Annotated in this window: 20 protein-coding genes and 1 tRNA gene; 9 read left to right on the top strand and 12 right to left on the bottom strand. The window is 65.4% G+C overall.

Going from position 1 to position 26,298, the window contains the following annotated elements; genetic code table 11:
- Positions 1 to 65 precede the first annotated feature (65 nt).
- From MON38_RS04390 to MON38_RS04350, 9 genes are all read right to left on the bottom strand, one after another.
- Positions 66 to 674 (bottom strand): tetratricopeptide repeat protein, encoded by a 609-nt coding sequence (locus MON38_RS04390; RefSeq protein WP_241934914.1) that lies wholly within the window; start codon positions 672 to 674, stop codon positions 66 to 68.
- On the bottom strand, positions 662 to 2,068 hold the full coding sequence (locus MON38_RS04385; RefSeq protein ID WP_241934913.1) for a tetratricopeptide repeat protein: 1,407 nt from the start codon (positions 2,066 to 2,068) through the stop codon (positions 662 to 664). Before MON38_RS04385 ends, MON38_RS04390 begins: the two co-directional genes overlap by 13 nt.
- Positions 2,065 to 4,551, bottom strand: a complete 2,487-nt coding sequence (locus tag MON38_RS04380; RefSeq protein WP_241934912.1) for an urea transporter — start codon at positions 4,549 to 4,551, stop codon at positions 2,065 to 2,067. Before MON38_RS04380 ends, MON38_RS04385 begins: the two co-directional genes overlap by 4 nt.
- A gap of 126 nt (positions 4,552 to 4,677) precedes the next feature.
- Entirely contained in the window at positions 4,678 to 6,021 is a 1,344-nt protein-coding gene (locus tag MON38_RS04375; RefSeq protein ID WP_241934911.1) for a type III PLP-dependent enzyme domain-containing protein, read from the bottom strand.
- Positions 6,022 to 6,162: 141 nt separating this feature from the next.
- Positions 6,163 to 7,221, bottom strand: coding sequence for an ATP-grasp domain-containing protein (locus MON38_RS04370; protein WP_241934910.1), 1,059 nt, complete (start codon positions 7,219 to 7,221; stop codon positions 6,163 to 6,165).
- 6 nt (positions 7,222 to 7,227) lie between these two features.
- Positions 7,228 to 7,467 carry an HPr-rel-A system PqqD family peptide chaperone gene (locus MON38_RS04365; RefSeq protein WP_241934909.1) on the bottom strand — a complete coding sequence of 80 codons (240 nt, stop codon included), beginning with the start codon at positions 7,465 to 7,467 and terminating at the stop codon, positions 7,228 to 7,230.
- A gap of 36 nt (positions 7,468 to 7,503) precedes the next feature.
- Positions 7,504 to 9,438, bottom strand: a complete 1,935-nt coding sequence (locus MON38_RS04360) for a T9SS type B sorting domain-containing protein (RefSeq protein WP_241934908.1) — start codon at positions 9,436 to 9,438, stop codon at positions 7,504 to 7,506.
- Positions 9,439 to 9,615: 177 nt separating this feature from the next.
- Positions 9,616 to 9,807: a hypothetical protein gene (locus tag MON38_RS04355; RefSeq protein WP_241934907.1), complete on the bottom strand. Its 192-nt coding sequence runs from the start codon at positions 9,805 to 9,807 to the stop codon at positions 9,616 to 9,618.
- 63 nt (positions 9,808 to 9,870) lie between these two features.
- A complete protein-coding gene (locus MON38_RS04350; protein WP_241934906.1) occupies positions 9,871 to 11,043 on the bottom strand; it encodes a cytochrome-c peroxidase in 1,173 nt (390 codons plus the stop codon).
- A 357-nt stretch (positions 11,044 to 11,400) separates the two neighbouring features.
- Between MON38_RS04350 and MON38_RS04345 the strand changes: the two genes are divergently transcribed.
- The 9 genes from MON38_RS04345 to MON38_RS04305 all read left to right on the top strand — a co-directional run bounded on the left by MON38_RS04345 (position 11,401) and on the right by MON38_RS04305 (position 22,115).
- Positions 11,401 to 12,531: a sensor histidine kinase gene (locus MON38_RS04345; protein WP_241934905.1), complete on the top strand. Its 1,131-nt coding sequence runs from the start codon at positions 11,401 to 11,403 to the stop codon at positions 12,529 to 12,531.
- Positions 12,510 to 13,307: a LytR/AlgR family response regulator transcription factor gene (locus tag MON38_RS04340; protein ID WP_241934904.1), complete on the top strand. Its 798-nt coding sequence runs from the start codon at positions 12,510 to 12,512 to the stop codon at positions 13,305 to 13,307. Before MON38_RS04345 ends, MON38_RS04340 begins: the two co-directional genes overlap by 22 nt.
- A gap of 219 nt (positions 13,308 to 13,526) precedes the next feature.
- On the top strand, positions 13,527 to 13,754 hold the full coding sequence (locus MON38_RS04335) for a DUF1153 domain-containing protein (protein ID WP_241934903.1): 228 nt from the start codon (positions 13,527 to 13,529) through the stop codon (positions 13,752 to 13,754).
- A 128-nt stretch (positions 13,755 to 13,882) separates the two neighbouring features.
- Positions 13,883 to 15,631, top strand: a complete 1,749-nt coding sequence (kaiC, locus tag MON38_RS04330; RefSeq protein WP_241934902.1) for a circadian clock protein KaiC — start codon at positions 13,883 to 13,885, stop codon at positions 15,629 to 15,631.
- Between the two features lie 49 nt (positions 15,632 to 15,680).
- Positions 15,681 to 15,983 carry a circadian clock protein KaiB gene (kaiB, locus tag MON38_RS04325; protein WP_241934901.1) on the top strand — a complete coding sequence of 101 codons (303 nt, stop codon included), beginning with the start codon at positions 15,681 to 15,683 and terminating at the stop codon, positions 15,981 to 15,983.
- Between the two features lie 9 nt (positions 15,984 to 15,992).
- Entirely contained in the window at positions 15,993 to 16,334 is a 342-nt protein-coding gene (locus tag MON38_RS04320; protein WP_241934900.1) for a circadian clock KaiB family protein, read from the top strand.
- Positions 16,327 to 18,045: a sensor histidine kinase gene (locus MON38_RS04315; protein WP_241934899.1), complete on the top strand. Its 1,719-nt coding sequence runs from the start codon at positions 16,327 to 16,329 to the stop codon at positions 18,043 to 18,045. The genes MON38_RS04320 and MON38_RS04315 overlap by 8 nt, the downstream gene beginning before the upstream one ends.
- Before the next feature lie 292 nt (positions 18,046 to 18,337).
- Positions 18,338 to 20,389 (top strand): glycoside hydrolase family 127 protein, encoded by a 2,052-nt coding sequence (locus MON38_RS04310; RefSeq protein ID WP_241934898.1) that lies wholly within the window; start codon positions 18,338 to 18,340, stop codon positions 20,387 to 20,389.
- 175 nt (positions 20,390 to 20,564) lie between these two features.
- Positions 20,565 to 22,115, top strand: coding sequence for an alpha-N-arabinofuranosidase (locus MON38_RS04305; protein ID WP_241934897.1), 1,551 nt, complete (start codon positions 20,565 to 20,567; stop codon positions 22,113 to 22,115).
- Between the two features lie 20 nt (positions 22,116 to 22,135).
- Here MON38_RS04305 and MON38_RS04300 read toward each other — a convergent pair whose 3' ends face one another.
- The 3 genes from MON38_RS04300 to MON38_RS04290 form a co-directional block, all read right to left on the bottom strand.
- On the bottom strand, positions 22,136 to 24,616 hold the full coding sequence (locus MON38_RS04300; RefSeq protein ID WP_241934896.1) for a TonB-dependent receptor: 2,481 nt from the start codon (positions 24,614 to 24,616) through the stop codon (positions 22,136 to 22,138).
- A 28-nt stretch (positions 24,617 to 24,644) separates the two neighbouring features.
- Positions 24,645 to 25,838 carry a carboxypeptidase-like regulatory domain-containing protein gene (locus tag MON38_RS04295; RefSeq protein ID WP_241934895.1) on the bottom strand — a complete coding sequence of 398 codons (1,194 nt, stop codon included), beginning with the start codon at positions 25,836 to 25,838 and terminating at the stop codon, positions 24,645 to 24,647.
- A gap of 316 nt (positions 25,839 to 26,154) precedes the next feature.
- Positions 26,155 to 26,228: transfer RNA gene (locus MON38_RS04290), tRNA-Arg, on the bottom strand.
- Between the last annotated feature and the right edge of the window lie 70 nt (positions 26,229 to 26,298).

Here is a 26,298-nt window from a genome sequence, read left to right as displayed (position 1 = left end):
TGCTTCGCTGCGCTCTGCATGACGTTCTGCTTATTCACTTCTTACTTCTGCTTGCTCCTTTCCCGCTACAGCCGTTTCAGGCCGGCGGTGGCGGCGGCATCGCCGGGGCGGATGAGCAGGGCTTTGGTGTAGAGGGCGCGGGCTTCGGCTTTTTTGCCGAGGTTGAAGTAGGCCCAGGCCAGCGAGAGGTTGGAGTCGTAGTCGAAGGGGTATAGGTTGACGACGCGCTCGAAGTAGCGGGCGGCCGGGGCGTAGGCCTTGCGGTTGAGGAAGATGACGCCGGTCCAGTAGTTGGCCTGGGTGTTCTGCGGGTCAATTTTGAGGATGCTCTCGTAGGTGGTGAGCATGCGGTCAATCTGGCCCAGCGCGTTCAGGGGCTTGATGAGGCCGAGCTTGGGCTCGATGGCGTAGGGGCGCTGCTCCACGGCTTTCTGGTAGTGAGCGGCGGCGGCGGTGTAGTTTTTGGCCAGGAAGTAGAGCCAGCCCAGGCGCAGGTTCTGCTCGTAGGTGCCCGTGTAGATGGCGCGGATGGGCGCGATGGCCTCGGCGTAGTCGGCCTTGGCCTCGGCCGAGTAGCTGCTGGAAAAGGCGGCCGACTGCTCGGCCTGGGCCTGGGCGGCGGCCGGGGCAGCGCCCACGAGGGCCACGGCGAGGGTCAGCTTTACCAGGTCCATGCGAGAGTCGTGCTTAAAGATTGGAGCGAATAATAGGTGCCGTTGAAGGCGTCGCGGCGGCGTTCGGTGCTGCCGGCCAGGCGCAGCGAGAGCTGCTTCGGCAGCAAAAATAGCAGGCTGGCCCCGGCGCGCTCGCGCACAGGGTCGAGCAGGTTATACACGTAGGTGCCATCCACTTCGGCCAGCACGGGCACCAGGCCCAGGCCGCCGTAGGCTTCGGCCCAGACGCGGCGGTGCAGCCGGCCGCCCGCGCCAAATACGCCATTGGGGTAGCTGCGGCCGGCCGAGCGCACCACGCTGGCCCTTCCGAAACCATAGAGGCGCAGGTTGCCGAGCGGGTACACGGTCAGGCGCAGGTCGGTTTGGGTGCGGGCGGTGTCGGTGAGGGTGCCGGCGTAAAAGCCGGCCTGCACCGTGTAGTAGGGGCGGGTGTAGGCGAGGGCCGCGTAGCCCATCTGGCCGATGGGGCTCTCGCGGCGGCCCAGGTCGCTGCTGAGGACATGGTAGCCGGCCAGCGCCCGCCAGCGCGGGCTTAGCTGCACGGCCAGCAGGGCGTGGTACTGGTTCTGGCGGATGCGGTAGCGGCGGTCGAAGCCCCGGCGCTCGATGTCGGGCTGGTCGAGGCTTTGGCTGAAGTGCGTGAGGTTCTGGGTGAGGCTGACGCGCGGGCTGAGCCGGCTGCTGAACCCCAGCCGCCCAAAAGCCGATGGCCCCCGGTGAAACGTGTTGGGGAATTGCGCGCCGCCTTCCACTTCCACCCCGGTCAGCAGCCGGAAGCCGGCCAGGTGCAGGGGGCGCCGCAGCGAGTCGGGCAGGGCGCGGGCCAGCAGCGCGGCCGGGCCGGGCTGGTTGAGCTGCAGGTAGGCCAGCGTGAGGCCGTAGCGGGCCAGGGTATCGAGTGGGTTGGTGTGCAGGGCGGTGCCGTACTCGCGCAGGGCCGCGGCCGGCCGCTCGCGGTGCAGGGCCGCCTGGCCCCGGTAGCGGTGCAGGGCGGGGTAGTCGGAACCGAGCTGCTGCGCCGCCCGCACAGCCGAATCGAGCGCCGCCCAGCGCCCGCGCGCGGCCAGCGCCGCAAACACGCTGTCGGCGTAGCGGAAATCGGCCAGCGTGGGCGGGGCAGGGGCGAGGCGGGGCAGGGGCTTTTCGGGGGCGACTACGACCATCGAATCGGGCAGCGGCGCCATCAGTTCCGAAGCCGAGCGTAGCGTGGAATCGGGCCGGACGGCAGGTGCCTGGGCGCGGCCGGCCGGAGCAGCGGCGAGGAGCAGCACCAGCAGCAGCAGGAATGTCGCGCGGACTCTGTCGTCCGCGTCGCCGCGCCATTTGCTCAGCCCTGATGGCGCGGCGGCGCGGGCTTCAAAGTTCGCGCTACGTGAAGCGTGTGCGGCCATCATGCGTTCGGCTGGCTAAAATGCAAGGAAACCTCCTGCCCCTGGCGCCGCACGCGCAACCCGGCCAGCATCCCGTCGCGGAAAGTCAACTCGGCGGCTTGGGTTTCGCGCTCGCGGCCGAACCAGGCCACGGCCACGCGGCTGCGCAGCACCACGGTGCGGCCGGCGGTCGGCGCGGCAGCTTCGGCAAGCGCGAAAGTGGGGCGCACGAAGCGGTAGAAGGGAGCCAGCACGTCCTGCGCCCAGGCCAGCGCGGGCTGGCGCACGATGCTCAGCGGCAACTCATCGTGGGTGGTTTGGCCCGGCAGCAGGGCCAGCGGCACCCGGTAGGCGGCCAGGTAAAACGCGTAGAGCCACGAGCTTTCGTCGCCATAAAACGCCGTGCAGTAGAATACCGACTCATCGCCGCCGAAGTACAGCACCGCGCTCGTGGCCTGGCAGCGCAGGTAGCGCAGGTTGTAGGCATCGGTAAAGACTTCCCAGCGTTGGGATGGGCCTTCGGGCGCGGCGGCCGACCGCACTTCCAGCGCGTAACCGGGCGGCAGGCGCAGGGCCTGGCTCAGGGTGCGGCTAAAGGCGGGCGGGCGCACGGTTTCGCCGGCCACGGGCACAGTGAAATGCTTTAGCTGTGCCAGGCTGGGCTGCATAAATGAGGGCCCAGACGTTTTGGCTGACGTTTTCGAAACGTAGGAAGACGCGTCCGAAACGTAGGAAGGTGTTTTCGAAATGTAGGAAGGCGTATCCGAAACGTAGGAAGGCGTATCCGATGCGTAGGAAGGCGCATCCGAAACGTAGGAAGGCGCATCCGAAACGTAGGAAGACGCGTCCGATGCGTAGGAAGGCGCGTCCGAAACGTAGGAATCGTCTTCCAATGAATAGGAAGGAGCTTCTAATGCATTGAAAAGTCCGTTCAAGACATTGGACGCGTCCTTCCTGCCTTCGGCCACAAAATAGGCCAATGGGTACGCCAGCGTGCGCGAGCCCACGTAGGGCGTGGCCTGCACCTGGAAGTGCAGGTGCGGCTCGGGCGAGCGTCCCGACGAGCCGCAGGTGCCGACGATGTCGCCGCGCCGCACGTGGTCGCCCACTTTCACCGGCACCGAGTGGGCGCGCAGGTGCGAGAGCTGCGTGAACAGCCCCGGCGCGTGGCGCAGCACCACGGTGTTGCCCCAGTTCTGGGTCAGGTTCACTTCGCCGATGGCGTTGTCTTCGAGGTGCTGAATGACTTCTTCCACTACGCCGTCGGCGGGGGCCAGCACGGGCTTGTTGTAGGCGTAGTAGTCGCTCAAACTCAGGCCCAGGCCCTGGTAGGTGCGGCCGTCGGCATCGGCAATGGCGAAGTCGAGGGCCGCGCCCCAGTCGCCGAGGTGGGTGGGACCACCGTCGGCGTAGCCCTGCGTGCAGGTCCAGGTGCCCAAAAAGGGGAGGGTGAGGGCCACCGCGCCCTGGTGGGCCAGCCGCACGCGGTCGGTGGCATAGGCGTAGAGGTTGCGCTCGGGCGAGTAGCGTTGGATGGGTGTGAGGACCAGCCCGCCACCAGCCCGCTGGCGCAGCAGCAGCACGTACAGGAACAGCAGCGCCGTGGTGCAGTAGGGCAGCGACAGCGCCGGCAGCCCCAGCTTGTCGAGCGCGGCCGTGAGGGCCGCCAGCGCCAGCACCGTCACGGGCACGCTGGCCAGGGCCCAGCCGTAGCTCGTGCCCGAGGGTATCACAAACACGCTGCCCACGGCAATGGCCGCGATGATGTAGTTGGCGCCGAGGTTGTATTCACTGAAACTGCCCGGCACGGTGCCGTTCAGCCAGGCCAGCCCCACGGCCGTGGCAAACGCCAGCACCGAGAGCGTGAACGCAATGCGCGAGTGCCACAGCAGCCCCAGCGCCACCAGCAGCCCGGCCGCCGCGCTGTCCTGAAACAGCACCGAGCCCAGCGCCCGCAGGTAGGTGGCCAGCAGCGGCGGCCAGGGCCAGTCGCCCACCCAGCGGGCGGCCGCCACCAGGCGCGGCCCGCCCAGGGCGTAGGCATCGTTCAGCCAGTACACGCTGGTTTCGCCGGCCGGCAGGTGCAGCAGGGGCGCGCCGCCCAGCATCAGCAGCCAGGTGGTGGCCACGAAGGGCAGCGACAGCGCCGGCAGCCCGCGTCCGCCCAGCCAGCCGCCCAGGGCCACGCTCAGCAGCAGCGCCACGCCCGCGCCCACCACCACCAGCCCCGCCAGTGCCCACCCCGGCGGGTAAAACGTGGCCAGCGCCAGCCCCATCAGCAGCGCGTTGAAGCTGTAGGCGCCGGCATCCGTCCATTCCCGGTTGAAGCCGCCCAGCCGCGCCCCGGCCACCGCCAGCGCCGCTGCCGCCAGCCCCGCCACGCCCGCCGTGGGGTGCGCGAAGCTCACCAGCAGCAGCACGCCCGCAAACCCCAGGTGCTGCGAGAAGAACAGCATGGCGTAGGTGCGGAGGAGGGGACGGAAGAAGGAGACGAAGAAGGTTGGCATTGGTCGTGGGAAGACCATTAGGGTAAAGCGAAAGATAATCGAAGTAGGGGCGGGGCTTGCCCCCGCCCGCCCGTTGGCACAAAACCAACGAGTCTGTTCAACGACGGGCGGGGGCGAGCCCCGCCCCTACCTTAGGTGTTCCGGCACCTGCTCCAACTGCTGCAAATACTCCAGCGTTTCGGCGGCGCGGATGAGGTGCACCGCGCCGGCTTGGTCGAGCAGCACCACGTTGGGGCGCAGGTTGATGAACTGCTGCCACTGGCTCATGTTATACGCGCCCACTTTGTGCACCACCACCTGGTCGCCGGGCGCGAGCAGGGGCAGGCTGATGCTGGCGCGCAGCTGGTCGATGTTCATGCAGAGCGGGCCGTAGAGCACGGTGGGCTCGGTGTGGTCGGAGAAGGTTCGGGCGGGGCTGATGTGGTGGTCGTACCAGAAGGAAGTGAACAGCAGGTTCACGCCAAAGTCGAGGATGGTGGCGCGGCGGCCGTCGGCCAGGCGCTTGTTGGCCAGCACCGAGCCGATGAGCGAGCCCGCGTCGTCGACTAGCGCGCGGCCGGCTTCCAGTACCAGCAGCGGCCGCTCGTCGGGCGCGAAGCCGGCAGCCAGCAGCGCCCCGGTAATGGCCTCGGCGTATTCATCGATGCCGGGCACGGTGTCAGTGGCGGGCAGGTAGGCCCCTTTCAACGTGTTGGTCGAAGGGAAGCCGCCGCCCAGGTCGAGGTAGTGCACCAGCGTGTGCAGCTCGCGCTGGCAGCGCAACGCCAGCGCCGCCAGCTTGGCGGCGGCCGTGGCGTAGGCGGCTGGTTGCAGCACGTAGGTGCCGATGTGGCAATGCAGCCCCACCAGCTCAAGCTGGCCCGAGGCCACCACCCGGCCCAGCGCCTGCCAGGCCTCGCCGTTTTCCAGGTTGAAGCCGAACCGGTCCCACTGCGGGTGCAGGCCGGCATCGAGGTTCACGCGCAAAGCCACGCGGGGGCGCGGCGCGCGGCCCTCGGCCACGGCCAGCAGCAGGTGCAGCTCGTCGGCATTGTCGAGGTGAATCACAGCATCGACCTCACAGGCCCGCTCCAAATCGGCGCGCCGCTTGCCGGGGCCGTTGAAGAGGATGTGCGGGCCGGGCACGCCGTTCAGCAAAGCCTTTTCCAGCTCCATGCCGCTCACCACCTCGGCCCACGCGCCCTCCTGGTGGAAGGTGCGGCACACCGCGTTCAGGTAGTTGGTTTTGTACGACCACGCCAGTTGCACCGCCGGGTAGCGCGTGGCAAAGGCCCGCTGCACCGCCTGGTAGCTGCGCCGCAGCTGCCGCTCGCTGATGATGAACAAAGGCGAGCCGAACTGCGCCACCAACTCGGCCACACGCACGCCGTCGAGCGTTTCCACGGCCGGCGCGCCGGCCCGGGGGCCAAACTTGCCCGGCAGGCCACCCGTGAGCTTGCGGAGAGTGGGACGTTCGTAGGGTTGTTTCATGGAGGGGGAAGCAGAACGTCATGCAGAGCGCAGCGAAGCATCTTGCCCGCAGCAAGTAATCAATGATGTGCGCACGATTGGGTTAGTGGTAGCGGGCAAGATGCTTCGCTGCGCTCTGCATGAAGTTCATTTAATGACCGGTCAAAGTTCGCCCAGCGCGGCCACTTGCTGGAAGGCAGTGTGGTCGGTAATCAGGTCCCAGGCGTAGCGCACGAACATTTTGCCCACCGCGTAGCCCTCCATCACCGGCACGGGCAGGCTCAAGGCCAGGCGGAGCAGGGCGGCGGGCTGGTTCTGGCCGGCGGCGGCCGTGAGGTACACCCAGGCCGGAAAGCGCGGGTTGATTTCAAGAATCACCAGCTCGTCGGCGGCTGTGCGCAGCAGTTCCAGCTCGAAACCGCCGCGCCACTTCGTGGCCTCGGCAAAGCGGCGGGCCAGGGCCAGCAGGGCTTCGTCCTCCAAAGTGATGCCGGCCCAGGCCTTGCCCTTGTCGGTGATGGTAAGCTTGCGCATGGGCACCGCGCTCAGCGCCCGGCCGTGGCCGTCGCCCAGCCCGGCGATGTTGATTTCCTGGCCCGCCACGAACTGCTGCGCGATGAGCGGCACGCCCCACTGGCCGCTCAGGCGCAGAAAAGCCTGCTCGGCCTGGGCCAGCGAGTGCACCACGGCGGCGTCGTAGTAGCGGCCCTTCAGCACCAGCGGCCAGCCCAGGGCCTCGGCGGCGGCGGGCAGCTCGGCAATGTCGAACAGGGGCTGGCTAGCTGGCACCCGCAGCCCGTGCGCGGCCCCGAAGGCGGGCAGGTTCAGCTTGTCGCGGGCTTCCAGCTGGGCCAGCGTGGGCAGAAACGTGCGGATGCCCAGCGCCCGCAGCGGCGCTTCGAGCTTGATGAAGTTGAACAGCTCGGCATCGAAGTTGGGGATGAGTACGGCCACGTCCTCCTGTTCCTGGATGTAACGCAGGCGCTCGAGCAGCGCCGCCGTGCCGGCCGTGGGGTAGGGCAGCTGGTAGGTTTTGTCTACCAGCTCGCGCAGGTAGATGCCGGGCTCCAGTGCCTCGTAGCTCAGGCCGATGATGCGCAACTCGAAATCGGGGCTTTCGCGCAGGGCGCGGATGACGGCCACGCCCGGGCCGGGGCTGTCGGTGGCATTGAGGCCGGTGACGGCCACCGTGAGGCGCGGCCGCGAGGTGGGAAGGGGCACGGTAGGTTAAGCTAGCAGGTTGAAATCGCGCAGCTGGGCCAGCAGGTCGTCCCAGTCTTTTTCGAGCTGGCCGGGGGCCACGTCGTAGCGTTCCAGAATGTCGGCCTTGATGGCGGCCGCATCCTGCCCGGCGCGGGCGCGGGCCAGAATATCAGCCGCCAGCGGGTTGGCCGCGAACGAGTCGCCGGTAGCGGGGTTGAAGAGGAAGCCGGCCTCGCTGGTGGCAATGTTGGGTTTAAGCTTCATGCGGGAGGAAAGGTAGGGGCGTTGCCAGGCATGGGGCTACGGCATCACCTCCACCCAGCCCTTGAAGCGGCGGCCGTCGGTGTACGTCACGAGGTAATAGTACAGCCCGCCCACGCCCTGGCCCGCCCACTTGAAGCCCCGCTCATCGGACTTGAACACCGGCTGGCCCCAGCGCGAGTAAATAACGATGCCAGCAAATTTGCGGTCGCAGAAATCGAGCGGCAGGTCGGGCATGTAAAAGGCGTCGTTATAGCCGTCGCCGTTGGGGGTGATGACGTTGGAGGGCACGAAGGGCTTGGGGTCGGGCACGGGGTCGACCACGAAGCGCACCACGCGCTCCTGCGGCAGGGGTTCGCAGGGGCCGGTTTCGGTCAGCTTAAAGCGCACCAGCAGGCCGTTGCTGGTGCCGGTGGCGGCCACGGCCCCGCAATCGGGCGTCCACACAAACTCGGCCGTGGCGCGGCCCGGGCCGTTTTTGGGCGTGAAGCGCATGCTGGCGGCGGCCAGGTCAAAGCCATCGCCCACGGCCGTTAGGGCCAGGGCATTTTTGTCGGCATCGGTGCCCAGCAGGCTGGCCGCATACGATTGGCCGAGGACGATGTGCACCACCGCCGCGTTGGCATCGGACGCCGGCAGCGGCGCGGCCGGAAACGTACTGCTGAGCACCGGCGCGGCATTGGGCGGCTGCGTGGCCGTGAAAGCCACCCGCAGCGTGTCGTGCTTAGGCAGGCTGCAGCCGTTGTCGGCCACAATCACATCGAGCAGAAACACCTTGCCCTTGGTATCGACGCAGTCCGGAAAGCAGAGCGTGGCCGTGAGCGTATCGGGCTGCCCCGAAGCGTGCACCGTGCCGCTGGTGCGGGTGGTGAAGGTGGGCAGCTGGCCCGTAAAATTCACGGCGCGGGTGCTCATGGTAAGCATCGAGCCGGGGTCGGGGTCGGTGTAGCGAATGCTGAGGCAGCGGTTGCCGTTGGGCACCAGGCGCAGGGTGTCGCGTCCGAAGCGGTAGGGCTGCGTGGTGCCCGGCATCGTCACCTGCAGCTTGGGCGGCTGGTTGGTTGGGCAGTTCACCACCAGCAACTGGAAGTCGCGGCGGGTTTCGCCAATCTTCACGCGGTTGCGGTACTCCGAGCAGCGCACGCCGAACACGAACAGGCCCAGGTCGGTGGCGCGCACCGTGAGGCGGCCCGTGCGGGCATTCACCTGCAGGGTGGGGGCGCCCGGTATCTGGTTCTGCTCGCTCAGGCCGGCCTTCCAGGTCACCAGCGAGTAGGGGGCCGCCACGGCCTGGCCGGGGTTGGGGTTGGCCGAGGTGGCGTGGCCGTTCAGGGGCGTCACCATGTCGTAGGCCAGCGAGTCGCCGTCGGGGTCCTGGCCGCCAAAATCGTAGTAAAACAGTTCGCCCCGGCAGGCGTAGTCGCTCAGGGGCGGAAAAATCTGGGGCGTCGAGTCGATGAACGGCTGGCCGTTGCGCACCACGGCCGGAAACTCCAGGTAGAACGTCTGGGCCGCCGCCCCGGGGTTGATGATGTTGCTGATGCTGGCGTTGCGGCAGCAGTTTTCCACGGCCACGTAGTAGCCGGTCGGGTTGGTAAAGACCGTGGGATTCAGCGAAAAGTCGCTGGTATACACCAGCTTGCGCGTGCTAAGCGAGCCGATGGAGCAGGCCGGGCTGGTGTACTGCACGTAGGTGCTGCTCCCCAGGGGCATCACCACATCGGTAATGCGCTGGTTGGTGCCCTTCACGAAGATGCCAGCCGGCAGCGTGGGCCGAATGGCCCCCTCGTCGCCATAAATGGCATCGAAATATAAATTGAGCGTGAGCCTGTACGTGTTGCCGGTTTTGTGCTGCAAATCGAGTTCGCCGCCCACAATGTGCGTAGCCGAGGCCACCTGCGGCAGCAACCACAGCAACAGCAGGCTCAGTAGCGGCCAGCCCAAGACCGGCACTCGGAATATCACACGGCTCATAGGTAGGGGAGATACTGAGTGGTGAAGTATACGTGACACGTAAATCAGTGAAGTTGCGGCCCGTCCAGGGCAGCTGGCTTGTATAAATGTAGCAAATATCCCCGTCAGCGGTTTGCCCGAAGCCCGGCCCGGCGTGGGTGCGCCGGGCCGGGCCGGGTGGTTCAGCCCAGGGGCCGGCTAGTTGGCGGCACCGGAGCCGGTGCCCGTGCCGGAGCCCGTGCCGGTACCGGTTGAAGTAGTCGTAGTAGTCGTTTTTTTAGCGCAGCCGCCGTTCGGGCTCACGTTTTCTTTTTGGCAGCCCGAGAAGCTGCTCATGGAACACAGCAGCGCGGCAGCGCTGGCCAGACGAAGAATGGAAGAGAAACGCATGATGAAAATGGGTTGAATGAATGAAAAAATGAATTGAAAAAAGAGGGAAAACGGGGTGAAGTCTTACTGAATGTTGCCGCCCACGGGCAGGCCGCTGGGCACACTGGCGGGCACGCTGCGGTCGTAGCTACTGGCGCTGAGCGACTGCAAAAAGGCGATGATGGCCGCCGGGTCGGTCACGCGGCCGGGGAAAAGCGGGTCGCGCTGGCCCACGCTCACGTGGGCGTTGGCCGAGGGGGCCTGGCCGCGGCCGGGGTCATAGAAGTTGAGAACCCCGGCCAGGTCCCGAATGGTGCCGCTGTGCATGTAGGGCGCCGTGAGGGCCACGTTGCGCAGGCTGGGCGTGCGGAAAGCGTAAGCGCCGTTCACGCCGGCATCCGAAACCGGGTTTTTCGCGTTGTCGGCCACGCCTAGCACGTGGGTTTTGTAGTCGCTGAACATGGGGCCGCTGTGGCACTTGGCGCAGCCGCTGGTCACAAAAGCTTGCAAGCCCTGCACCTGCTGGGCCGTGAGGGCCGTGTTATCGCCGCGGCGGTAGCGGTCGAAGGGCGAGTCGGTGGCCACCAGCGTGCGTTCGAAGCAGGCAATAGCTTTGCCCACGTTGGTGGCGGTGATGGGCGCCGTGCCGCCAAACGCGCTGCTGAACATTGTGCCATAGGCCGGCAGCCGCCGCAGCCGCGCCACGGCCGAGTCGAGCGCTGCAGCTTCAGAGCACGCGGGACCGCGCATTTCTTCCAGCGAGGCGATGGGCAGCAGCGACTGCGCTTCGAGCGACTGCGCCCGCAGGTCCCAGAACATGGGGGCCGAAGCCGGGTCGATGCTGCCATCGGCGGCCAGGCCATTGAAGGCGGCGTTGAGCACCGTGGGCGAGTTGCGCTTCACGAAGGGAATGTTGTTGGGGCTGCGGAAGTGGCGGTTGGTGCCCAGCCCCTGCCCGTTGCTGCCGATGCTCAGCTCAATGGCATCGGCGTAGCCATTGGCGGGGTGGTGGCAGGTGGCGCAGCTCACGTCTTTGCCGCCCGACAGCACGGGGTCCCAGAACAGGGCGCGGCCCAGGGCAATTTTGGCGGGCGTGCCGGGGTTGTCGGCCGGGGCCGGGGCCGCCAGCGGCAGCGCCGAGAGGGCGGCCAGTTCGGCGGTATCGGGCGTGGGGGCTTGCTTCTGGCACGCCACCACCACCAGCAGCACGGCCGCGGCCAGCATGGAGGCAACCCGGGGAAGTGTAGTCGAAGCCATCAGCAGCAAAGAGAGAAGTGGGAGGGAAGCGCCGACTAATGATGCCGGGCGACTTTTCTACTTCAAATATGCCAGCCCTACGGCGCGGGGCCGGGGCGCAATCGCCGAGTGCCCGGCCCGCGTCGCCGAGTGGCCGGTTTGGCCCCCCAAATACGCCTTCGCCCCGCCCGGTAGGCGCAAACGCCCGACTGGCCGATGCCGCCCGCCCGCTGGCCGATGCGACCAATAGAGTGCCCGCGCCCGGGTTGTAGCTTTGAAATGAGTTAAGAGTTAAAAGTTAGGAGTTAAGAGCTCAAGCCCCGCGTTTCCTCTACCCTCAACTTTTAACTCTCAACTCTTAACTCTTAACTCCAAAGAATGCCCCTTCCGCTACTCCGTTCGGCTTCCACGCTGCTGCTGCACGCCCTGGTGTGGGGGCTGGTGGCGGTGCTGCTGGTGGCCCAGCAGCCCGACTACCCCGGCCCCAAGCCCACCGAGTTCTGGCTGACGCAGGCGGTGGTGTTTGGCCTGCTGGTGGGCGTGTTCTACCTGAACGTGGCCTGGGCCGCGCCGCGCCTGCTATATGGCGGCAAGTGGTGGGCCTATGTGCTGCTGAATACGGGCCTGATACTGCTGGTGCTGGCCGTGCATCAGCAGGTCGAAACCCGGCTGGGCGTGCCCGAGCTGGTAGCCACCGCCCGCGAGGCCGTGCTCAACCCGCCCAACCCGTGGTCGGGGCCGCGCCCGCACCCGCAGCTGGGGCCGGAGGAGGGCCGCCCGCTGGTGAACGTGGGCGTGCTGCTGATTACGCTGCTGGTGCTGGGCATTGCTACCAGCCTCGCGGCCATGCAGAAGGGCCAGCTTGACGCCGAAAGCCGCCTGGAGCTGGAGCGCCGCCAGGTAGCTACCGAACTGAGCCTGCTGAAGGCCCAAATCAACCCGCACTTTTTCTTCAACACCCTCAACAACATCTACGCCCTCACGCTGCTCGATGCCGACCAGGCCCGCGCCGCCCTGCACCGCCTCTCGCGCATGATGCGCTACGTGCTCTATGAGTCGCCGGCCGGCCATACGCGCCTAAGCCAGGAAATCAGCTTTTTGCAGGACTACATTGAATTGATGCACCTGCGCCTCACTAACAAGGTGCAGGTGCATTTCGAGCGGCCCGACCCTGCCGGGCACGGCCCATTGAGCCCCGACCCGTTCATCGCGCCCATGCTGTTTCAGCCCTTTGTTGAGAATGCCTTCAAGCACGGCGTGAGCGCCACCGCGCCCAGCGTCATCAGCATCGAGCTGCGCCAGCCTACGGCCAATACCGTGGTGCTGTGCGTGCGCAATACCGTTTTCCCCGACCGCCCCGCCGACGCGGCCGACGACGAGCCCGGCGGCATTGGCTTGGTGAACACCCAGCGCCGCCTCGATTTGCTGTACCCTAATGCCCACACCGTGCGCGTGAACCCCCGCAACGCCGCCAACGAATACGAAGTATGCCTGCACCTGAATCTATAACTTCCGCCGCCCCGTTCGTCATCAACTGCGTGGCCGTCGACGACGAGCCCCTGGCCCTGGGCCTCGTCTGTTCCTTCATCGAGCAAACGCCGTTTCTGCGCCTCGTGGGCCGGCACGAAAGCGCCGTAGCCGCCCTGCGTTCGCTGCACGAGCGGCCCGATGCCCAGCTGCTGTTCCTCGACATTAAGATGCCCGACCTGAGCGGGCTGGAGCTGGCCAAAGTATTGCAGCACGGCCCGCGTGTCATCTTCACCACGGCCTTCAACCAGTACGCCCTCGAAGGCTTCCGCGTCGATGCGCTCGACTACCTGCTCAAGCCCTTCGACTACCAGGAGTTCCTGCGCGCCGCCCTCAAGGCCAAAACCTACTTCGAGATGAAGCAGGCCAGCGAAACGCCGGCACCGGCGGCTGCTCCCGTCAATCCACCCATCCACTACCCCGCCAACTCGCCCGAAGAAGACCACATTTACCTGAAAGTGGAGTACCAGTTGGTGCGCGTCGCCCTGGCCGATATCATCTACGTGGAGGGACTGAAGGACTACGTGAAGGTGCACCTGGCTAGCCAGACGCGGCCGCTGCTCTCGCTTACCAGCCTGCGCAGCATGGAGGAAAAGCTGCCCGCCAGCAAGTTCATGCGCATCCACCGCAGCTACATCGTGGGGCTGGGCCATATCCAGTCGGTGGGGCGCGGCACGGTGCAGCTGGCCGGCGAAACCCTGCCCGTGAGCGACGGCTACCGCGAGGCCTTCGACCAGTTTTTCAGCCGCTGGAAATAAACCTCCGGGCCGTTGCGGCAATCTACACGACTGAAAAGCGTCTGTCATCCTGAGCGGAGCGAAGGACCTTATCACGGCTGTTCAACTCATTCAGTCGTGATAAGGTCCTTCGCTCCGCTCAGGATGACAGACGCCTAAAAAATCAGGATGACAGATGCCTGTAAAATCCGACCAATATTCACGCTACGTTAATAGTAGCCGGACTACCTTGCCAGCGCTATGAGCAACCCGACGACTCCCGACTTCTTCGATACCGATGGCCGCCCCCAGCCATCTGCGGCCGCCGAGCAGCTGGCCGAGCGCAAGCTCAAAGTCTGGGCCGTGCTGAATGCCGTGGACCAGGGCCTGATGAACGCCGACGAAGCCTGCGCCGCCTACCAGGTAACGGCCGCCGAGCTGGAGGAGCACCGCGCCGACTGGCGCGAGTTCGAGGCCGGCCGCCGGTAAGAATGGCCTGAATTAGCCGCCGCTGGAATTAATACTGAAATTGCTATGTCTGCCTGCCCGGCAGTGCTGCCCGCACTGCCGGGTTTTTTTATTTCGCCCGTACCTTTAGCGGCTCACTGCCTCTGTTCATGACCGAATTATCGCCTGCCGCTCACGTCCTGCCTCAACTGCCCAAAGCCCCCACGGGCATCGACGGACTCGATGAAATCACCGAAGGCGGCCTGCCGCTGGGCCGGCCCACGCTGATTTGCGGCAGCGCCGGCTGCGGCAAAACCCTGATGGGCGTGGAATTTCTGGTGCGCGGCATCCTCGAATTCAACGAGCCGGGCGTACTTATGGCCTTCGAGGAAACCGGCGACGAGCTGGCCGCCAACGTGGCCTCGCTGGGCTTCGACCTGAAAGATTTGCAGGAACGCAAGCTCCTGCGCCTCGACCACGTGCACGTCGACCGCTCCGAGATTGAAGAAACCGGCGAGTACGATTTGGACGGGCTATTCATTCGCCTGGGCTACGCCATCGACTCCATCGGAGCCAAGCGTGTGGTGCTCGATACCATCGAGGCGCTGTTTTCGGGCTTCCCCAATCAGGGCGTGCTGCGCTCGGAAATCCGCCGTCTGTTTCGCTGGCTGAAGGACAAGGGCGTCACCACCGTCATCACCGCCGAGCGCGGCGACGGCACGCTGACCCGGCAAGGTCTTGAAGAATACGTGTCGGACTGCGTGATTCTGCTCGACAACCGCGTGATTGACCAGATTACCACGCGCCGCCTGCGCATCGTGAAGTACCGCGGCAGCACCCACGGCACCAACGAATACCCGTATTTGATTACCGAGGACGGCATTTCGGTGCTGCCCGTGACCTCGCTGCAGCTCGACCACGGCGTGTCGGACGACATCGACTCGTCGGGCATCATGGCGCTCGATGAAATGTTCGGCCGGCGCGGCTTCTACCACGGCAGCAGCGTGCTGATAACCGGCACGGCCGGCACCGCCAAAACCACGCTGGCGGCCGCTTTCGCCGAAAAAACCTGCCTCGAAGGCCACCGCTGCCTGATGTTTGTGTTCGAAGAATCGCCGCAGCAGCTGATTCGCAACATGCGCTCGGTGGGCATCGACCTGGGCCGCTTTGTGGCGCAGGGCCTGCTGCGCATTGAGGCCTCGCGCCCCACGCTCAACGGCCTCGAGCGCCACCTCGTCACCATTCACAAGCTGGTGAAGGAGTTCGACCCCTACGCCGTCGTCATCGACCCCATCACCAACCTGATTTCGGTGGGCAACCTAAGCGAAGTGCGCAGCATGCTCACCCGCCTGATTGACTTCCTGAAAGTGAGCAACATCACAGCCCTGTTCACGGCTTTGGTAAATACTGGCATGGGCCGCAGCGAGATGACCGAAGAAGGCGTGTCGTCGCTGGTCGATACCTGGATTTCGGTGCGCGACCTCGAAGGCATCGGCGAGCGCAACCGCGGGCTCAGCATTCTGAAATCGCGCGGCATGGCCCACTCCAACCAAGTGCGCGAGTTCATCGTGACCAGCCGCGGCATCGAGCTGCTCGACGTGGTGCTTGGGCCCACCGGCATCGTGACCGGGGCCAGCCGCCTCACCCAGCAGCTGGCCGAGCACGCCGAAGCCCTGGCTGCCCAGCAGGAGGCCGACCGCCGCGACCGCGAGCTGGAACGCCGCCGCCGCATGCTGGAAGCCAACATCGCCAACCTGCGCACCGAATTCGAAAGCGTGGAGGAGGAGCTGCGCCAAATCAGCTCCAACGAGCAGAGCCGCCAGCAGACGCTCGCGAGCGGCCACCAACGCATCACGGCCGCCAACCCGCCCAAGGCCGGCGCCCCGGGCAGCGCCCCCACCACCGAAAGCGGCCAATAATCCGTACAGCCGAGGTGCGCCTGCGCCCTCGCCCCCAATCGCCCCAGTCATGGTAGATATAATGGAAGAAGAAACCTGGGAATTGCGCCTGTACGTAGCCGGCCAAACGCCTAAATCGGTGACGGCTCTGGCCAACCTGCGCCGCTACTGCGAAGAGCACCTGAAAGGGCGCTACAAGCTGGACGTCATCGACTTGCTGACGCATCCGCAGCTGGCCGAGGGCGACCAGATTCTGGCCATCCCGACGCTGGTGCGCAAGGTGCCCGAGCCCATCCGCAAAATCATCGGCGACCTCTCGAATGAAGAGCGGGTGCTGGTGGGGCTCGACGTGCGCCCCGCTTCCCGCAATTAACCGCCGACCATGGACCCCATTACGGACCCATCGGCCTGGCCCGAGCCCGCCGCGCCCGAGTATGTGTTGCACCTGTACATCACGGGGGCCACGCCCAATTCGACGCGCGCCGTCCACAACATCAAAGCCATCTGCGAGGAATTCCTGCAAGGGCGCTACGAGCTGCTGATTGTGGATATTTACCAGCAGCCCGAACTGGCCCAGCGCGAAGATTTGATTGGCGTGCCCACCCTCATTAAGCGCAGCCCCGGGCTGGTGCGCCGGCTGGTGGGCGACCTTTCGGACCGCGACCGGGTATTGAAAGCCCTGGGCATCACCCCATCGGCCGACGGCCCCACCCGCTATGAGTAGCGAGTTGCTGCCCACCGCCGCCGAGCTGGCCCGCGCCAACGAGGAGCTGCAAGCGCAGCTGGAGGAAGCCCACGACCTGATTCACGCCATCCGGACCGGTGCGGTCGACGCGCTGGCCGTGCAAAGTCCCGACGGCCCCCGCATCTTCACGCTGCAGGGGGCCGACCACAGCTACCGTGCCCTCATCGAGCAGATGAACGAAGGCGCGCTGCTGCTGGGCAAGCGCGGCACCGTGCTCTACTGCAACGCCTGCCTGGCCGGCCTGCTGGGCCTGCCGCTGGCCGCGGTGATAGGCAGCAAATTCGAGGATTTTGTGCCGCCCGCCTACCGCGCCTACTGGGCCGAGCTGCTGGCGCGCAGCTGGCAGGAGCGCAGCCGCGGCGAGCTGCCCCTGCAAACCGCCGATGGCGCCCTGGTGCCCTTTTCGATGGCGATGAACGTACTGGAATTCAACGAAACGCCCGCCCTGGCGGTGATTGTGACGGACCTCTCGGCGCGGCGCGAAATCACGGCCATCCGGGCCCGCGTGGCCGAGCAGAACGCCCAGCTCGACCAAAAAAATGAGGAGCTGAAGCGCGAGGAAACCGCTCGCCTGGCCCACGAGCAGGCCGCCGCCGAAGCCAACCGCACGCTCGAAGGCATTCCGCACATTGCCTGGTCGGCCGGCGCCGATGGGCACAACACCTACTTCAACGCCCGCTGGGCCGAGTACGCCGAGCCGCAGAACGGCCGGCCGCGCTCGGAATGGCTGAACGGCACCCTGCACCCCGACGACCTGGCCGCCGCCGCCGCCACCTGGCGGCAGGCCATGGCCACAGGCCAGCCGCTGGAAGTGCAGTGCCGCCTGCGCAACGCCGCGGGCGACTACCGCTGGATGCTGGGCCGCGCCCTGCCCTCGCGCAACGAGCAGGGCGAGATTACGCAGTGGATTGGTACCTACACCGACATCCACGAGTACAAGCTGGCGCTGGAGCGCATCGACGAGGCCCAGCGCGAGTTGCGCCACAACAACGAGCAGCTCACCCGTGTCAACGTCGACCTCGACAACTTCATTTACACTGCCTCGCACGACCTCAAAGCGCCCATCAGCAACATTGAGGGCCTGCTGGAAGTGCTGCGCCAGGAACTGCCCGCCTCGCCCGAGCAGTCGGCGGAAGTGCAGCCTGTGCTGGGCCTGATGCAGGACGCGGTGAACCGCTTCAAGCGCACCATCGACCACCTGACGGACGTAAGCAAGCTGCAAAAGGAGCACGGCCGCCCCACCGAAGCCGTGAACCTGGCCGCCGTCGTCCGCGACGTGCAGCTTGATTTGGAGCCGCTCATCCAGGCCACCGAAGCGCAGCTGGAAATCGACGTGGCGGGCGTGCCCACGGTGTCGTTTTCGGAAAAAAACCTGCGCAGCGTGGTGTTCAACCTGCTGAGCAACGCCCTGAAATACCACGCGCCTAACCGCGCCCCACGGGTGCGCCTGCGCGCCTGGCAGGAGGCCGACGCGATTGTATTTGAGGTGCAGGATAATGGTTTGGGGCTGAACGCGGCCAACGAGCAGCGGCTGTTTGGCATGTTTCAGCGCTTCCACGACCACGTGGAGGGCTCCGGCATTGGGCTCTACATGGTGAAGAAGATGGTGGAAAACGCCGGGGGCCGCATCGTGGTGCAGTCGGAACTGGGGCGGGGCTCCACGTTCACGGTGTATTTCCCGGCGCGCTGATTTGGGTGATTAGGGACTGTGGTTGGTAAGGTGGCGTGCGGTTGTGGTTGCGCACCGTTTCTGGGCGTTGCTACTGGTGAGCGGCCCTTTATTACGGCTCTGGCGTTGAACTATTGGGGGCGTGTGCGGCCCTTGCTACTGTCCGATTAAGCGGCGGCATTTTGCCGCTCCGGGGGAAAATGCGCGGCATTTGGTTTCTGCGTAGTTAATTTACACAAACGATTGTGCAAAATGCCCTGCCCCGGGCACTATCTGCTGCCTCGAACTCGTCGCCTGAACCCACCTGGCTCCTATGTACTCTAACTCCCGATTTTTGCTAACGGCTGGCCTGCTGGCGCTGGGCTTCGCCGCCCAGGCCCAGGCTGTGGCCGATTACCCCATCCGGCCCGTGCCCTTCACGCAGGTGAAGCTGGCCGACAACTTCTGGCTGCCGCGCCTCAAAACCAACACCGACGTCACCATTCCGGCCTCGTTTCAGCGCTGCGAGGCGACAAACCGGGTGAAGAACTTCGAGATGGCAGCAGCGAAGTCGGGCAAGTTTGCCACCACGTTTCCCTTTGACGACACTGACATTTACAAGACCATTGAGGGCGCGGCCTACTCGCTCAGCCTCTACCCCGACGAGCACCTGAAGGAATACGTGGACGCGCTGATTGCCAAAGTGGCCGCCGCCCAGGAGCCCGACGGCTACCTCTACACCGCCCGCACCATCGACCCGGCGCACCCGCATTCGTGGGCCGGCAGCGCCCGCTGGGAAAAGGAGCGTGAGCTCAGCCACGAGCTCTACAACTCGGGCCACCTCTACGAAGCCGCCGTGGCCCACTACCAGGCTACCGGCCAGAAAAACCTGCTCGACATCGCTCTCAAAAACGCCGACCTGGTATGCGCCACCTTCGGCCCCGGCAAGCGGGCCGTGGCACCCGGCCACGAAATTGTGGAAATGGGCCTGGTGAAGCTCTACCGCGTGACGGGCCAGCCGAAGTACCTGCAAACGGCCAAGTTCTTTATCGACCAGCGCGGGCAGTACAAGGGCTACGATGCCAAGAGCACCGACGGCTGGCGCAACGGCCAGTACTGGCAGGATGACAAGCCCGTGGTAGACCAGAAGGAGGCCGAAGGCCACGCCGTGCGCGCCGAATACCTGTATTCGGCCATGGCCGACGTGGCGGCCCTGACCGGCGACAAGCCCCTGCTGGCAGCCGTGGACACCATCTGGCAGAACATGGTGAGCAAGAAGTTTTACGTGACGGGCGGCACCGGCGCGGTGCCCGGTGGCGAGCGGTTCGGAGCCAACTACGAGCTGCCCAACACCACGGCCTACAACGAAACCTGCGCCTCGGTGGCCGACGTGTACTGGAACCAACGCATGTTTCAGCTGCACGGCGAGGCCAAGTACGCCGACATTCTGGAGAAGGTGCTGTATAACGGCCTGATTTCGGGCGTGGGGCTCGATGGCAAGTCGTTTTTCTACAGCAACGCCATGCAGGTGAAAAACTCGGCCAGCTTTCCGCAAACCGAGCCGGCGCGGGCAGGCTGGTTCGACTGCTCGTGCTGCCCCACCAACTTGGCGCGGCTTTTTCCGGCGCTGCCCGGCTACATCTACGGCCAGCACGATAAGGACGTGTACGTGAACCTGTTTGTGAGCGGCACTGCCGACCTGCAAGTGAATAAGCAACCCGTGCAGCTGGTGCAGCAGAATAACTACCCCTGGGACGGCGGCCTGAAATTCACCGTGAACCCCGCCCGCACCACCGATTTCAACCTGCTGGTGCGCATTCCGGGCTGGGCGCGGGGCGAGGCCATGCCTTCCAGCCTGTACACCTTCGCCACGCCTTCGGCCGAGAAGGTGAGCATCAAAATCAATGGCAAAACCACGCCCTACACGCTACGCAACGGCTACGCGGTGCTGGCCCGCCAGTGGCGCAAGGGCGACGTGGTAGACGTGACCCTGCCCATGGAAGTGCGCCGCGTGGTGGCCGACGCCCGCGTGCAAGACGACCTGGGCAAAGTGGCCCTGCAGCGCGGCCCGCTGATGTACTGCGCCGAGTGGACCGACAACCAGGGCCGGGCCAGCAACCTGCTGGTGCCCGCCAGCGCCACGTTCATCAGCGCCTTCCGGCCCGATTTGCTGAACGGCGTAACGACCCTCACCGCCACCGTGCCCGCCGTGCGCGTGGACGAGGCCGCCGGCACCATCCAGACCGTGCCGCAGACGCTCACGGCCATTCCATACTACGCCTGGGCCAACCGCGGCAAGGGGGAAATGACCGTCTGGTTTCCGGCCAAAGTGGTGGACGTGGACGTGGTGACACGGCCGGCCGTGCAGCAGGAAGAGAAGAAGTAACCAGCGTAGGGGCGGGGCCTGCCCCCGCCCGGACGGTCGCACTGTTGAGCGGGTCCGTTCGCATCATTAAGCAGACCCGTCCGTCCTGTTGAGCGGACCCGTTGCAACGGAGCGAACGCCCGGGCGGGGGCAGGCCCCGCCCCTACATCAAACAAACTCACCCAAACCCCACTCTATGAAGTTTCTTTCCGCTACTGCCGCCGCATTAGCCCTTGCCGCCCCGCTACTGGCTCCGGCCCAGACCGTGCAGCTCACTGTGCAGCCCGGCGACCCCAAGCTCATTGTCAGCAAGCACATTCAGGGGCAGTTTGCCGAGCACCTGGGGCGGTGCATTTACGACGGGTTTTGGGTAGATGAAAAGATGAACGTGCCCAAGCAGGGCCGCATCCGGCTGGATGTGGTGGAGGCGCTGAAGAAGATTCACGTGCCCAACCTGCGCTGGCCCGGCGGCTGCTTCGCCGATACCTACCACTGGCACGACGGCGTGGGCCCGGCCGCCCAACGCCCCAAGATGCTGAATCTGTGGTGGGGTAATACCCTGGAGGATAACAGCTTCGGCACGCACGAATTTCTGGGGCTGTGCGGCCTGCTGGGCACCGAGCCCTACCTGGCCGCCAACGTGGGCAGCGGCACCGTGCAGGAAATGAGCAACTGGATGGAGTACCTCAACTCGAACGAGGACACGCCCATGGTGCAGGAGCGGAAGAAAAATGGCCACCCCGAACCCTACCAGGTGAGCTGGTGGGGCATTGGCAACGAAAGCTGGGGCTGCGGCGGCAACATGACGGCCCAGTACTACACCGATGTGTACAAGCGCTACGCCACCTTCGCCCACGACTACCCCGGCACCAAGCTCAAGCGCATCGTGAGCGGGGCCAACGGCGACGACGCCAACTGGACCGAAACGTGCATGAAGAACATCCCGCTCAACCAGATGTGGGGCCTCACGCTGCACCAGTACACGTTGCCCACCGGCAGCTGGAGCGGCAGCAAGGGCAAGGCCACCGGCTTCGGCGAAGACCAGTACTTCAGCACCCTGCGCAACTGCCTGCGGATGGACGCCATCGTGGCCAAGCACGCGGCCATTATGGATAAGTACGACAAGGACAAAAAGGTGGCGCTGCTCGTGGACGAGTGGGGCGTGTGGACCGACGTGGAGCCCGGCACCAACCCCGGCCACCTCTACCAGCAAAACACGCTGCGCGATGCCTTGGTGGCCGGCACCACGCTCAACATCTTCAACAACCACTGCGACCGGGTGAAGGGTGCCAACCTGGCCCAGGCCGTGAACGTGCTGCAAGCCGTCATCCTGACGGACAAGGAGAAAATGCTGCTCACGCCCACCTACCACGTCTTCGACCTCTACCAGGTGCACCAGGATGCGGAGTACCTGCCGCTGCAGTTCGCCAGCCCCGACTATGCGTTCGGCAACGAGAAAATCCCGGCCCTGAACGCCTCGGCCTCGAAAGACAAGAACGGCGCGGTGCACATCTCGCTCGTCAACCTCGACCCGAAAAATGCCCTGACCATCGAAACCGCCCTGCCCGGCGTGAGCTGGAAAACGGTGACCGGCCGCGTGCTGACTTCGGCCAGCGTGAGCGACCACAACACCTTCGACCAGCCCAACACCGTGCGGCTGGCCGACTTCAAGGGCGCCCGCAAGAAAGGGAATGGACTGGCCGTGATGCTGCCGGCGAAATCGGTGGTGGTGCTGGAGTTGAAGTAGGGGAGGGGCAACGCCGGAGCTTACTGCCCCGACTGCTGGCCGCCGCCGCCGCCCTTCACGTCGTCGTTGCTGATGCGCTTGCGCTGCTTGCTCTGCTGCGCCTGCCCAAACCGGTAGTTGAAGCTCAGGCGCACCCCGCGCTGATAGGCCCGGTACTCCTGCCGCTGGGTGAGGAAAGGCGTGCTGTAGGTATTGCCAAAGGCCACAAAGGGGGTGAAGGGATTGCTGATGTTCAGCGTCAGGTCGGCCTTGTCCTGCCAGAATACTTTCTTGCCGCCCACCGAGTAGAACAGGTAGCCCAGGCCCCGGCCTTGCAGCTCGGGGCCCGGCAGCGCCCCGTAAAAAAACGCCTGCACGGTGTATTTCCTGGGCAATTTGTAGGAGGTGTTGAAATTGAGGCTGGCCGCGAAGCCCGCGCGCGTGATGCCCAGCGTGGGGCTGCGGCGCACGATGTACTGCAAGTCGGGGCCGCCGCTCACGTCCCAGCCCTTGGCGGGTTTGGTCGAGCCGTACAGGTTCAGCTGGTAGAACACGTTGGAAGCCACGTTGGCGTAGGTGCGGGCCGTGATGCCGACTTCGCCCGTGGGCAGCAGCACACCCTCAATGGCATTGCCGGTGTGCCGCACCGAGCCCGCCACGTTCAGCGAGCCGGCCTTGCCCCCGGTGTTGAAGCTCAGCTCGTACGAGTCCGTGAGTTCGGGGGCTAGGTTGGGGTTGCCGTAGGAGATGTTGAGCGAATCGCGGCGGTCCACATACGGGTTGAGGTAGTAGATGTAGGGCCGCGTGATGCGCCGGCCGTAGGCCAGGCGCATGCTGGTGGCCTGGCTGATGGCGTACTGCGCCGCCCCGTTGGGCAGCAGGGTCAGGTAGCTGCGCCCGAAGCTCGATTGCGTGGTGCGGAAATCGGCGGCCAGGGCCGTGCGCTCCAGGCGGCTGCCCAGGCTCAGGTTCAGCTTTTTACCGGCCGCGAAGGAATAGCTGGCGTAGGCCGACTGCACATCCTGGTCGTAGCTGAAATCGGTACCCCGGTCGGGCAGCGGCTCGAAATCGGTCATCCGGCCCGGCATAAACCCATCCACGGTGGCCGTGGCCCCGGTGCGCCGCCAGATGGCTTTGAGGCCCATTTCGAGGGTGCGCTTGTCGCCAAACGGCTGGGTGAAATCGGTTTGAGCGGTGTATTCGTGGCCGGGCGTGCGGTTGCGGCTGCGCTCGCGGTAGTCGGCCTGCGAGGGCTCCAGCGGCCCGGCCACGTTGTTGTACTGGTTCAGGTCGTAGCTGCTGCTGCCCTCGTTGGCGCTTATCTGGCCCAGCACGCTCCATTCGCGCCGCGCCTGTGCAAAGGTGCGGGTGTACGTGCCGCTCAACTCGCCGCTTACCCGCTGGAAGGTGCTGGAAGTAGCCCGCGTGAACAGCCGGTTCAGGGTGGGGTCGGGGGCCACAAAACTGTTGACCAGGTTGTCGGTGCTCGGGCCGCGGTAGCCGTTCAGCGAGCCCGCCACCGACACGCTCTGGTGGTCGCTGAAATCGTAGTCGAGGCCCACGGTGCCGTAGTAGTACGAGCCGTTGTAGCGGCCCGTGCTGCGCTGGGTGAGCTGGGTGGTGCCCTGCGGCGTGTAGCCGGTGCGGTCGAGCAGGCCCGCGCTGGGCGCGTAGTTCAGCCCGCCGCTAAGCGACGACGTGAAGCCCAGCTTGCGCTTTTTGAAGTTGAGCCCCGTGTTCAGGCCCGAGTTGCGGTTGCCACCCGATACGCCCACCCGGCCGTTGAGGCCGTTTTCCACGCCCTTTTTCAGCACAATGTTGATGATGCCGGCGGTGCCTTCGCCGTCGTACTTGGCCGGCGGCGAAGTAATGATTTCCACGGTCTTAATCTGGTCGGCCGGAATGCCTTTGAGGGCTTCGGCCAGGTTGTTGGCCAGGGTGGGCGAGGGCTTGTTATTCACCAATACCTTGAAGTTGCCCGAGCCGCGCATCTTCACGTTGCCTTCGCCATCCACGGCCAGCAGCGGGGCCTTGCGGAGCACGTCGGCGGCGGTGCCGCCGGTGTTGGTCACGTCCTGGTCGGCGTTATACACGAGGCGGTCGATGCGCACTTCCACCACCGGCTTCGTGCCGATGACCACCGCTTCGCCCAGCGTGGTGCTGGCCGTGGGCAGCCGAAACGCGCCAACCGCCATGGCCCCGGCCGTAATGGTCACGGCCCGGGTTTTGGTGCCGTAGCCCACGTAGCTCACGCGCAGGCGGGCGGGGCCGGGCGTTAGCTTGGTCAGCGCAAAACGGCCCTGGTCATCGGCCGCTACGCCCGTAATCGCCTTATCGTTGGGAGCCGGGGGGAGCAGCACCACCGTGGCGTAGGGCACCGGCGCTTGCGTGAGCGAGTCGAGCACCGTGCCCGTGAGCGAGCCAAGCGCAGCGGGCGTAGCCGCGGCGGGCTGCTGGGCCAGGGTTACTCCGGGCAAATACAGCGCCGCGAGCAGGACAAACAAAACGTAATAACGGGACATAGAGAAAGTTGGAAAGGGAAAGACAAACTTACTTGCTGAGTGGGGTGGGCTGGTAATCAAGCGGCAGCAGGTCGCCCGTTTGCAGAAAGCCCCAGTAGCCCTCGGTGAGCAGCGACAGCGGCACCGTAGGGGTGCCAGTGGGGTCGAGTTCGGCCTCGACGGGCACTTGCAAATGCAGCAGCGAAGCCTGCTCCCGCCCCGGCGTCAGGGTCAGGCTGAGCTCGTGGTAGTTGGCATCGGGCCGGCCGTGGGGGTAGGTAACGGCCAACAAATCGGGGAAACGCAGCCATACCTGCGTGCCCGCGGCCCGGCGGTAGCTGGCCGGCGGCAGCAGCGGCTGAAAGAGGTACGTGAGGGCACGGGGCTGCTGGAGCAGGCGCCAGACGGAATCCGGCACGGCGGCCTGCCCCACCGCTCCCGAATGGTAAATGGCGCGCCGGATGCTGTCGGCCACCTCCCGCCGCCGGTTGGGCACGCGCCGCAGCCGTTGCACCTCAAAGCCCGCCTCGGCCACCGAGTTGGTGTACACGCTGCGCAAAAAGTGCAAGTAGGAGCCCGCGTAGGACTGGGCGCGGGCGGCGGCCCAGCGGCGCTGCCGCCCCGCGCCCCCTGGCAGCGCCCGAAACACCAGGTGGCTAAGCGAAGTCACGGTCAGCTGCTGGTCGGCGAAGTCGGCCGTGAAATCCAGGTCGTAAAACGTGAGGCGGTAGCCCAGCGCCTGGTTATCAACTTCCAGCGCCCGCGCAGTAGTGGCCGTGAGACGGTTGCGCTCGGCATCGTAGTCGATTTGCAGGGCCTCGGGGTTTCGCACGCGGCACTGCTTGGCGCGGGTGGAGGTACCCAGAAACAGCTCCAGAAAGCGTTGGTAGTCGGCTTCGCGGTGGGGGTTAGGCCGCACCACTACTTCGGCCAGCTGTTGCGCGGCGGGCAGCAGGCCCAGGTCCTGCCGCTGCTCGCCCGCTCCTATTGCTACCGGCCGCTGCCGTAGCTGGTAGCCCAGGTAGGTGGCCGCCAGCTCGTAGCGGCCGGCCGGCACCCCGGCCAGCACGTAGTGCCCGGCCGCATCGGTGGTAGCGCCGCGCGTGGTGTTGGCCAAAAACACGCTGGCAAAAGGCAGCGGCTGCCGCGTGAGCGAATCGCGCACCGTGCCGCTTAGCGTGCCCTGCGCCGCCGCACCAAGCGAAGAAAAAAGAAAGAGCAGCGCGAATCGGAGCAAGTTCACTTGAAAGGCCAAACGTGAGCAGGTAGTAGATTCGTATGAAGGCGGGCTCAACAGGCATCAACCCTGCTCTCACGAATGAGAACGGAGTGCAAGGCATAATATTACGATTTTTTCGTAATTATACGAAGAAATCGTAATCCGAAGTTGTTGCTTTCGAAGGGACATGGGCATTTCGGAACAATTTCCGTTTTGACCGAGCATCCCGCTGCAAATATTTTTTTATTCTGGGGCTCTTCAACAATGGCTATTCCCGGGTTTCGTACGGGAACTCTAGGAAAGCAAAAAGGCCCTCACATTGCTGTGAGGGCCTTTTCTGTGGTCGTGTAAGGAGTCGAACCTTAAACCTTCTGATTCGTAGTCAGATGCTCTATCCAATTGAGCTACACAACCCTTTTCCCGTGTTGGGAGCACAAAGGTAAGACGGGAAAAAGTGGCTGTGCAAGCTGCGCACGCATTTTGC

It is taken from the genome of Hymenobacter cyanobacteriorum (genome assembly GCF_022631375.1).
GTDB lineage: Bacteria > Bacteroidota > Bacteroidia > Cytophagales > Hymenobacteraceae > Hymenobacter > Hymenobacter cyanobacteriorum.
The sequence above is the reverse complement of the archived record's forward strand: the minus strand, read 5'-3'. Positions and strand labels throughout refer to the sequence as shown.

What these genes read in the sequence shown, in the direction of transcription:
- MON38_RS04390 (WP_241934914.1), bottom strand. Translation starts at nt 674, where the DNA reads ATGGACCTGGTAAAGCTGACCCTCGCCGTGGCCCTCGTGGGCGCTGCC.
- MON38_RS04385 (WP_241934913.1), bottom strand. Translation starts at nt 2,068, where the DNA reads ATGATGGCCGCACACGCTTCACGTAGCGCGAACTTTGAAGCCCGCGCC.
- MON38_RS04380 (WP_241934912.1), bottom strand. Translation starts at nt 4,551, where the DNA reads ATGCCAACCTTCTTCGTCTCCTTCTTCCGTCCCCTCCTCCGCACCTAC.
- MON38_RS04375 (WP_241934911.1), bottom strand. Translation starts at nt 6,021, where the DNA reads ATGAAACAACCCTACGAACGTCCCACTCTCCGCAAGCTCACGGGTGGC.
- MON38_RS04365 (WP_241934909.1), bottom strand. Translation starts at nt 7,467, where the DNA reads ATGAAGCTTAAACCCAACATTGCCACCAGCGAGGCCGGCTTCCTCTTC.
- MON38_RS04360 (WP_241934908.1), bottom strand. Translation starts at nt 9,438, where the DNA reads ATGAGCCGTGTGATATTCCGAGTGCCGGTCTTGGGCTGGCCGCTACTG.
- MON38_RS04355 (WP_241934907.1), bottom strand. Translation starts at nt 9,807, where the DNA reads ATGCGTTTCTCTTCCATTCTTCGTCTGGCCAGCGCTGCCGCGCTGCTG.
- MON38_RS04350 (WP_241934906.1), bottom strand. Translation starts at nt 11,043, where the DNA reads ATGGCTTCGACTACACTTCCCCGGGTTGCCTCCATGCTGGCCGCGGCC.
- MON38_RS04345 (WP_241934905.1), top strand. Translation starts at nt 11,401, where the DNA reads ATGCCCCTTCCGCTACTCCGTTCGGCTTCCACGCTGCTGCTGCACGCC.
- MON38_RS04340 (WP_241934904.1), top strand. Translation starts at nt 12,510, where the DNA reads ATGCCTGCACCTGAATCTATAACTTCCGCCGCCCCGTTCGTCATCAAC.
- MON38_RS04335 (WP_241934903.1), top strand. Translation starts at nt 13,527, where the DNA reads ATGAGCAACCCGACGACTCCCGACTTCTTCGATACCGATGGCCGCCCC.
- kaiC (WP_241934902.1), top strand. Translation starts at nt 13,883, where the DNA reads ATGACCGAATTATCGCCTGCCGCTCACGTCCTGCCTCAACTGCCCAAA.
- kaiB (WP_241934901.1), top strand. Translation starts at nt 15,681, where the DNA reads ATGGTAGATATAATGGAAGAAGAAACCTGGGAATTGCGCCTGTACGTA.
- MON38_RS04320 (WP_241934900.1), top strand. Translation starts at nt 15,993, where the DNA reads ATGGACCCCATTACGGACCCATCGGCCTGGCCCGAGCCCGCCGCGCCC.
- MON38_RS04315 (WP_241934899.1), top strand. Translation starts at nt 16,327, where the DNA reads ATGAGTAGCGAGTTGCTGCCCACCGCCGCCGAGCTGGCCCGCGCCAAC.
- MON38_RS04310 (WP_241934898.1), top strand. Translation starts at nt 18,338, where the DNA reads ATGTACTCTAACTCCCGATTTTTGCTAACGGCTGGCCTGCTGGCGCTG.
- MON38_RS04305 (WP_241934897.1), top strand. Translation starts at nt 20,565, where the DNA reads ATGAAGTTTCTTTCCGCTACTGCCGCCGCATTAGCCCTTGCCGCCCCG.
- MON38_RS04300 (WP_241934896.1), bottom strand. Translation starts at nt 24,616, where the DNA reads ATGTCCCGTTATTACGTTTTGTTTGTCCTGCTCGCGGCGCTGTATTTG.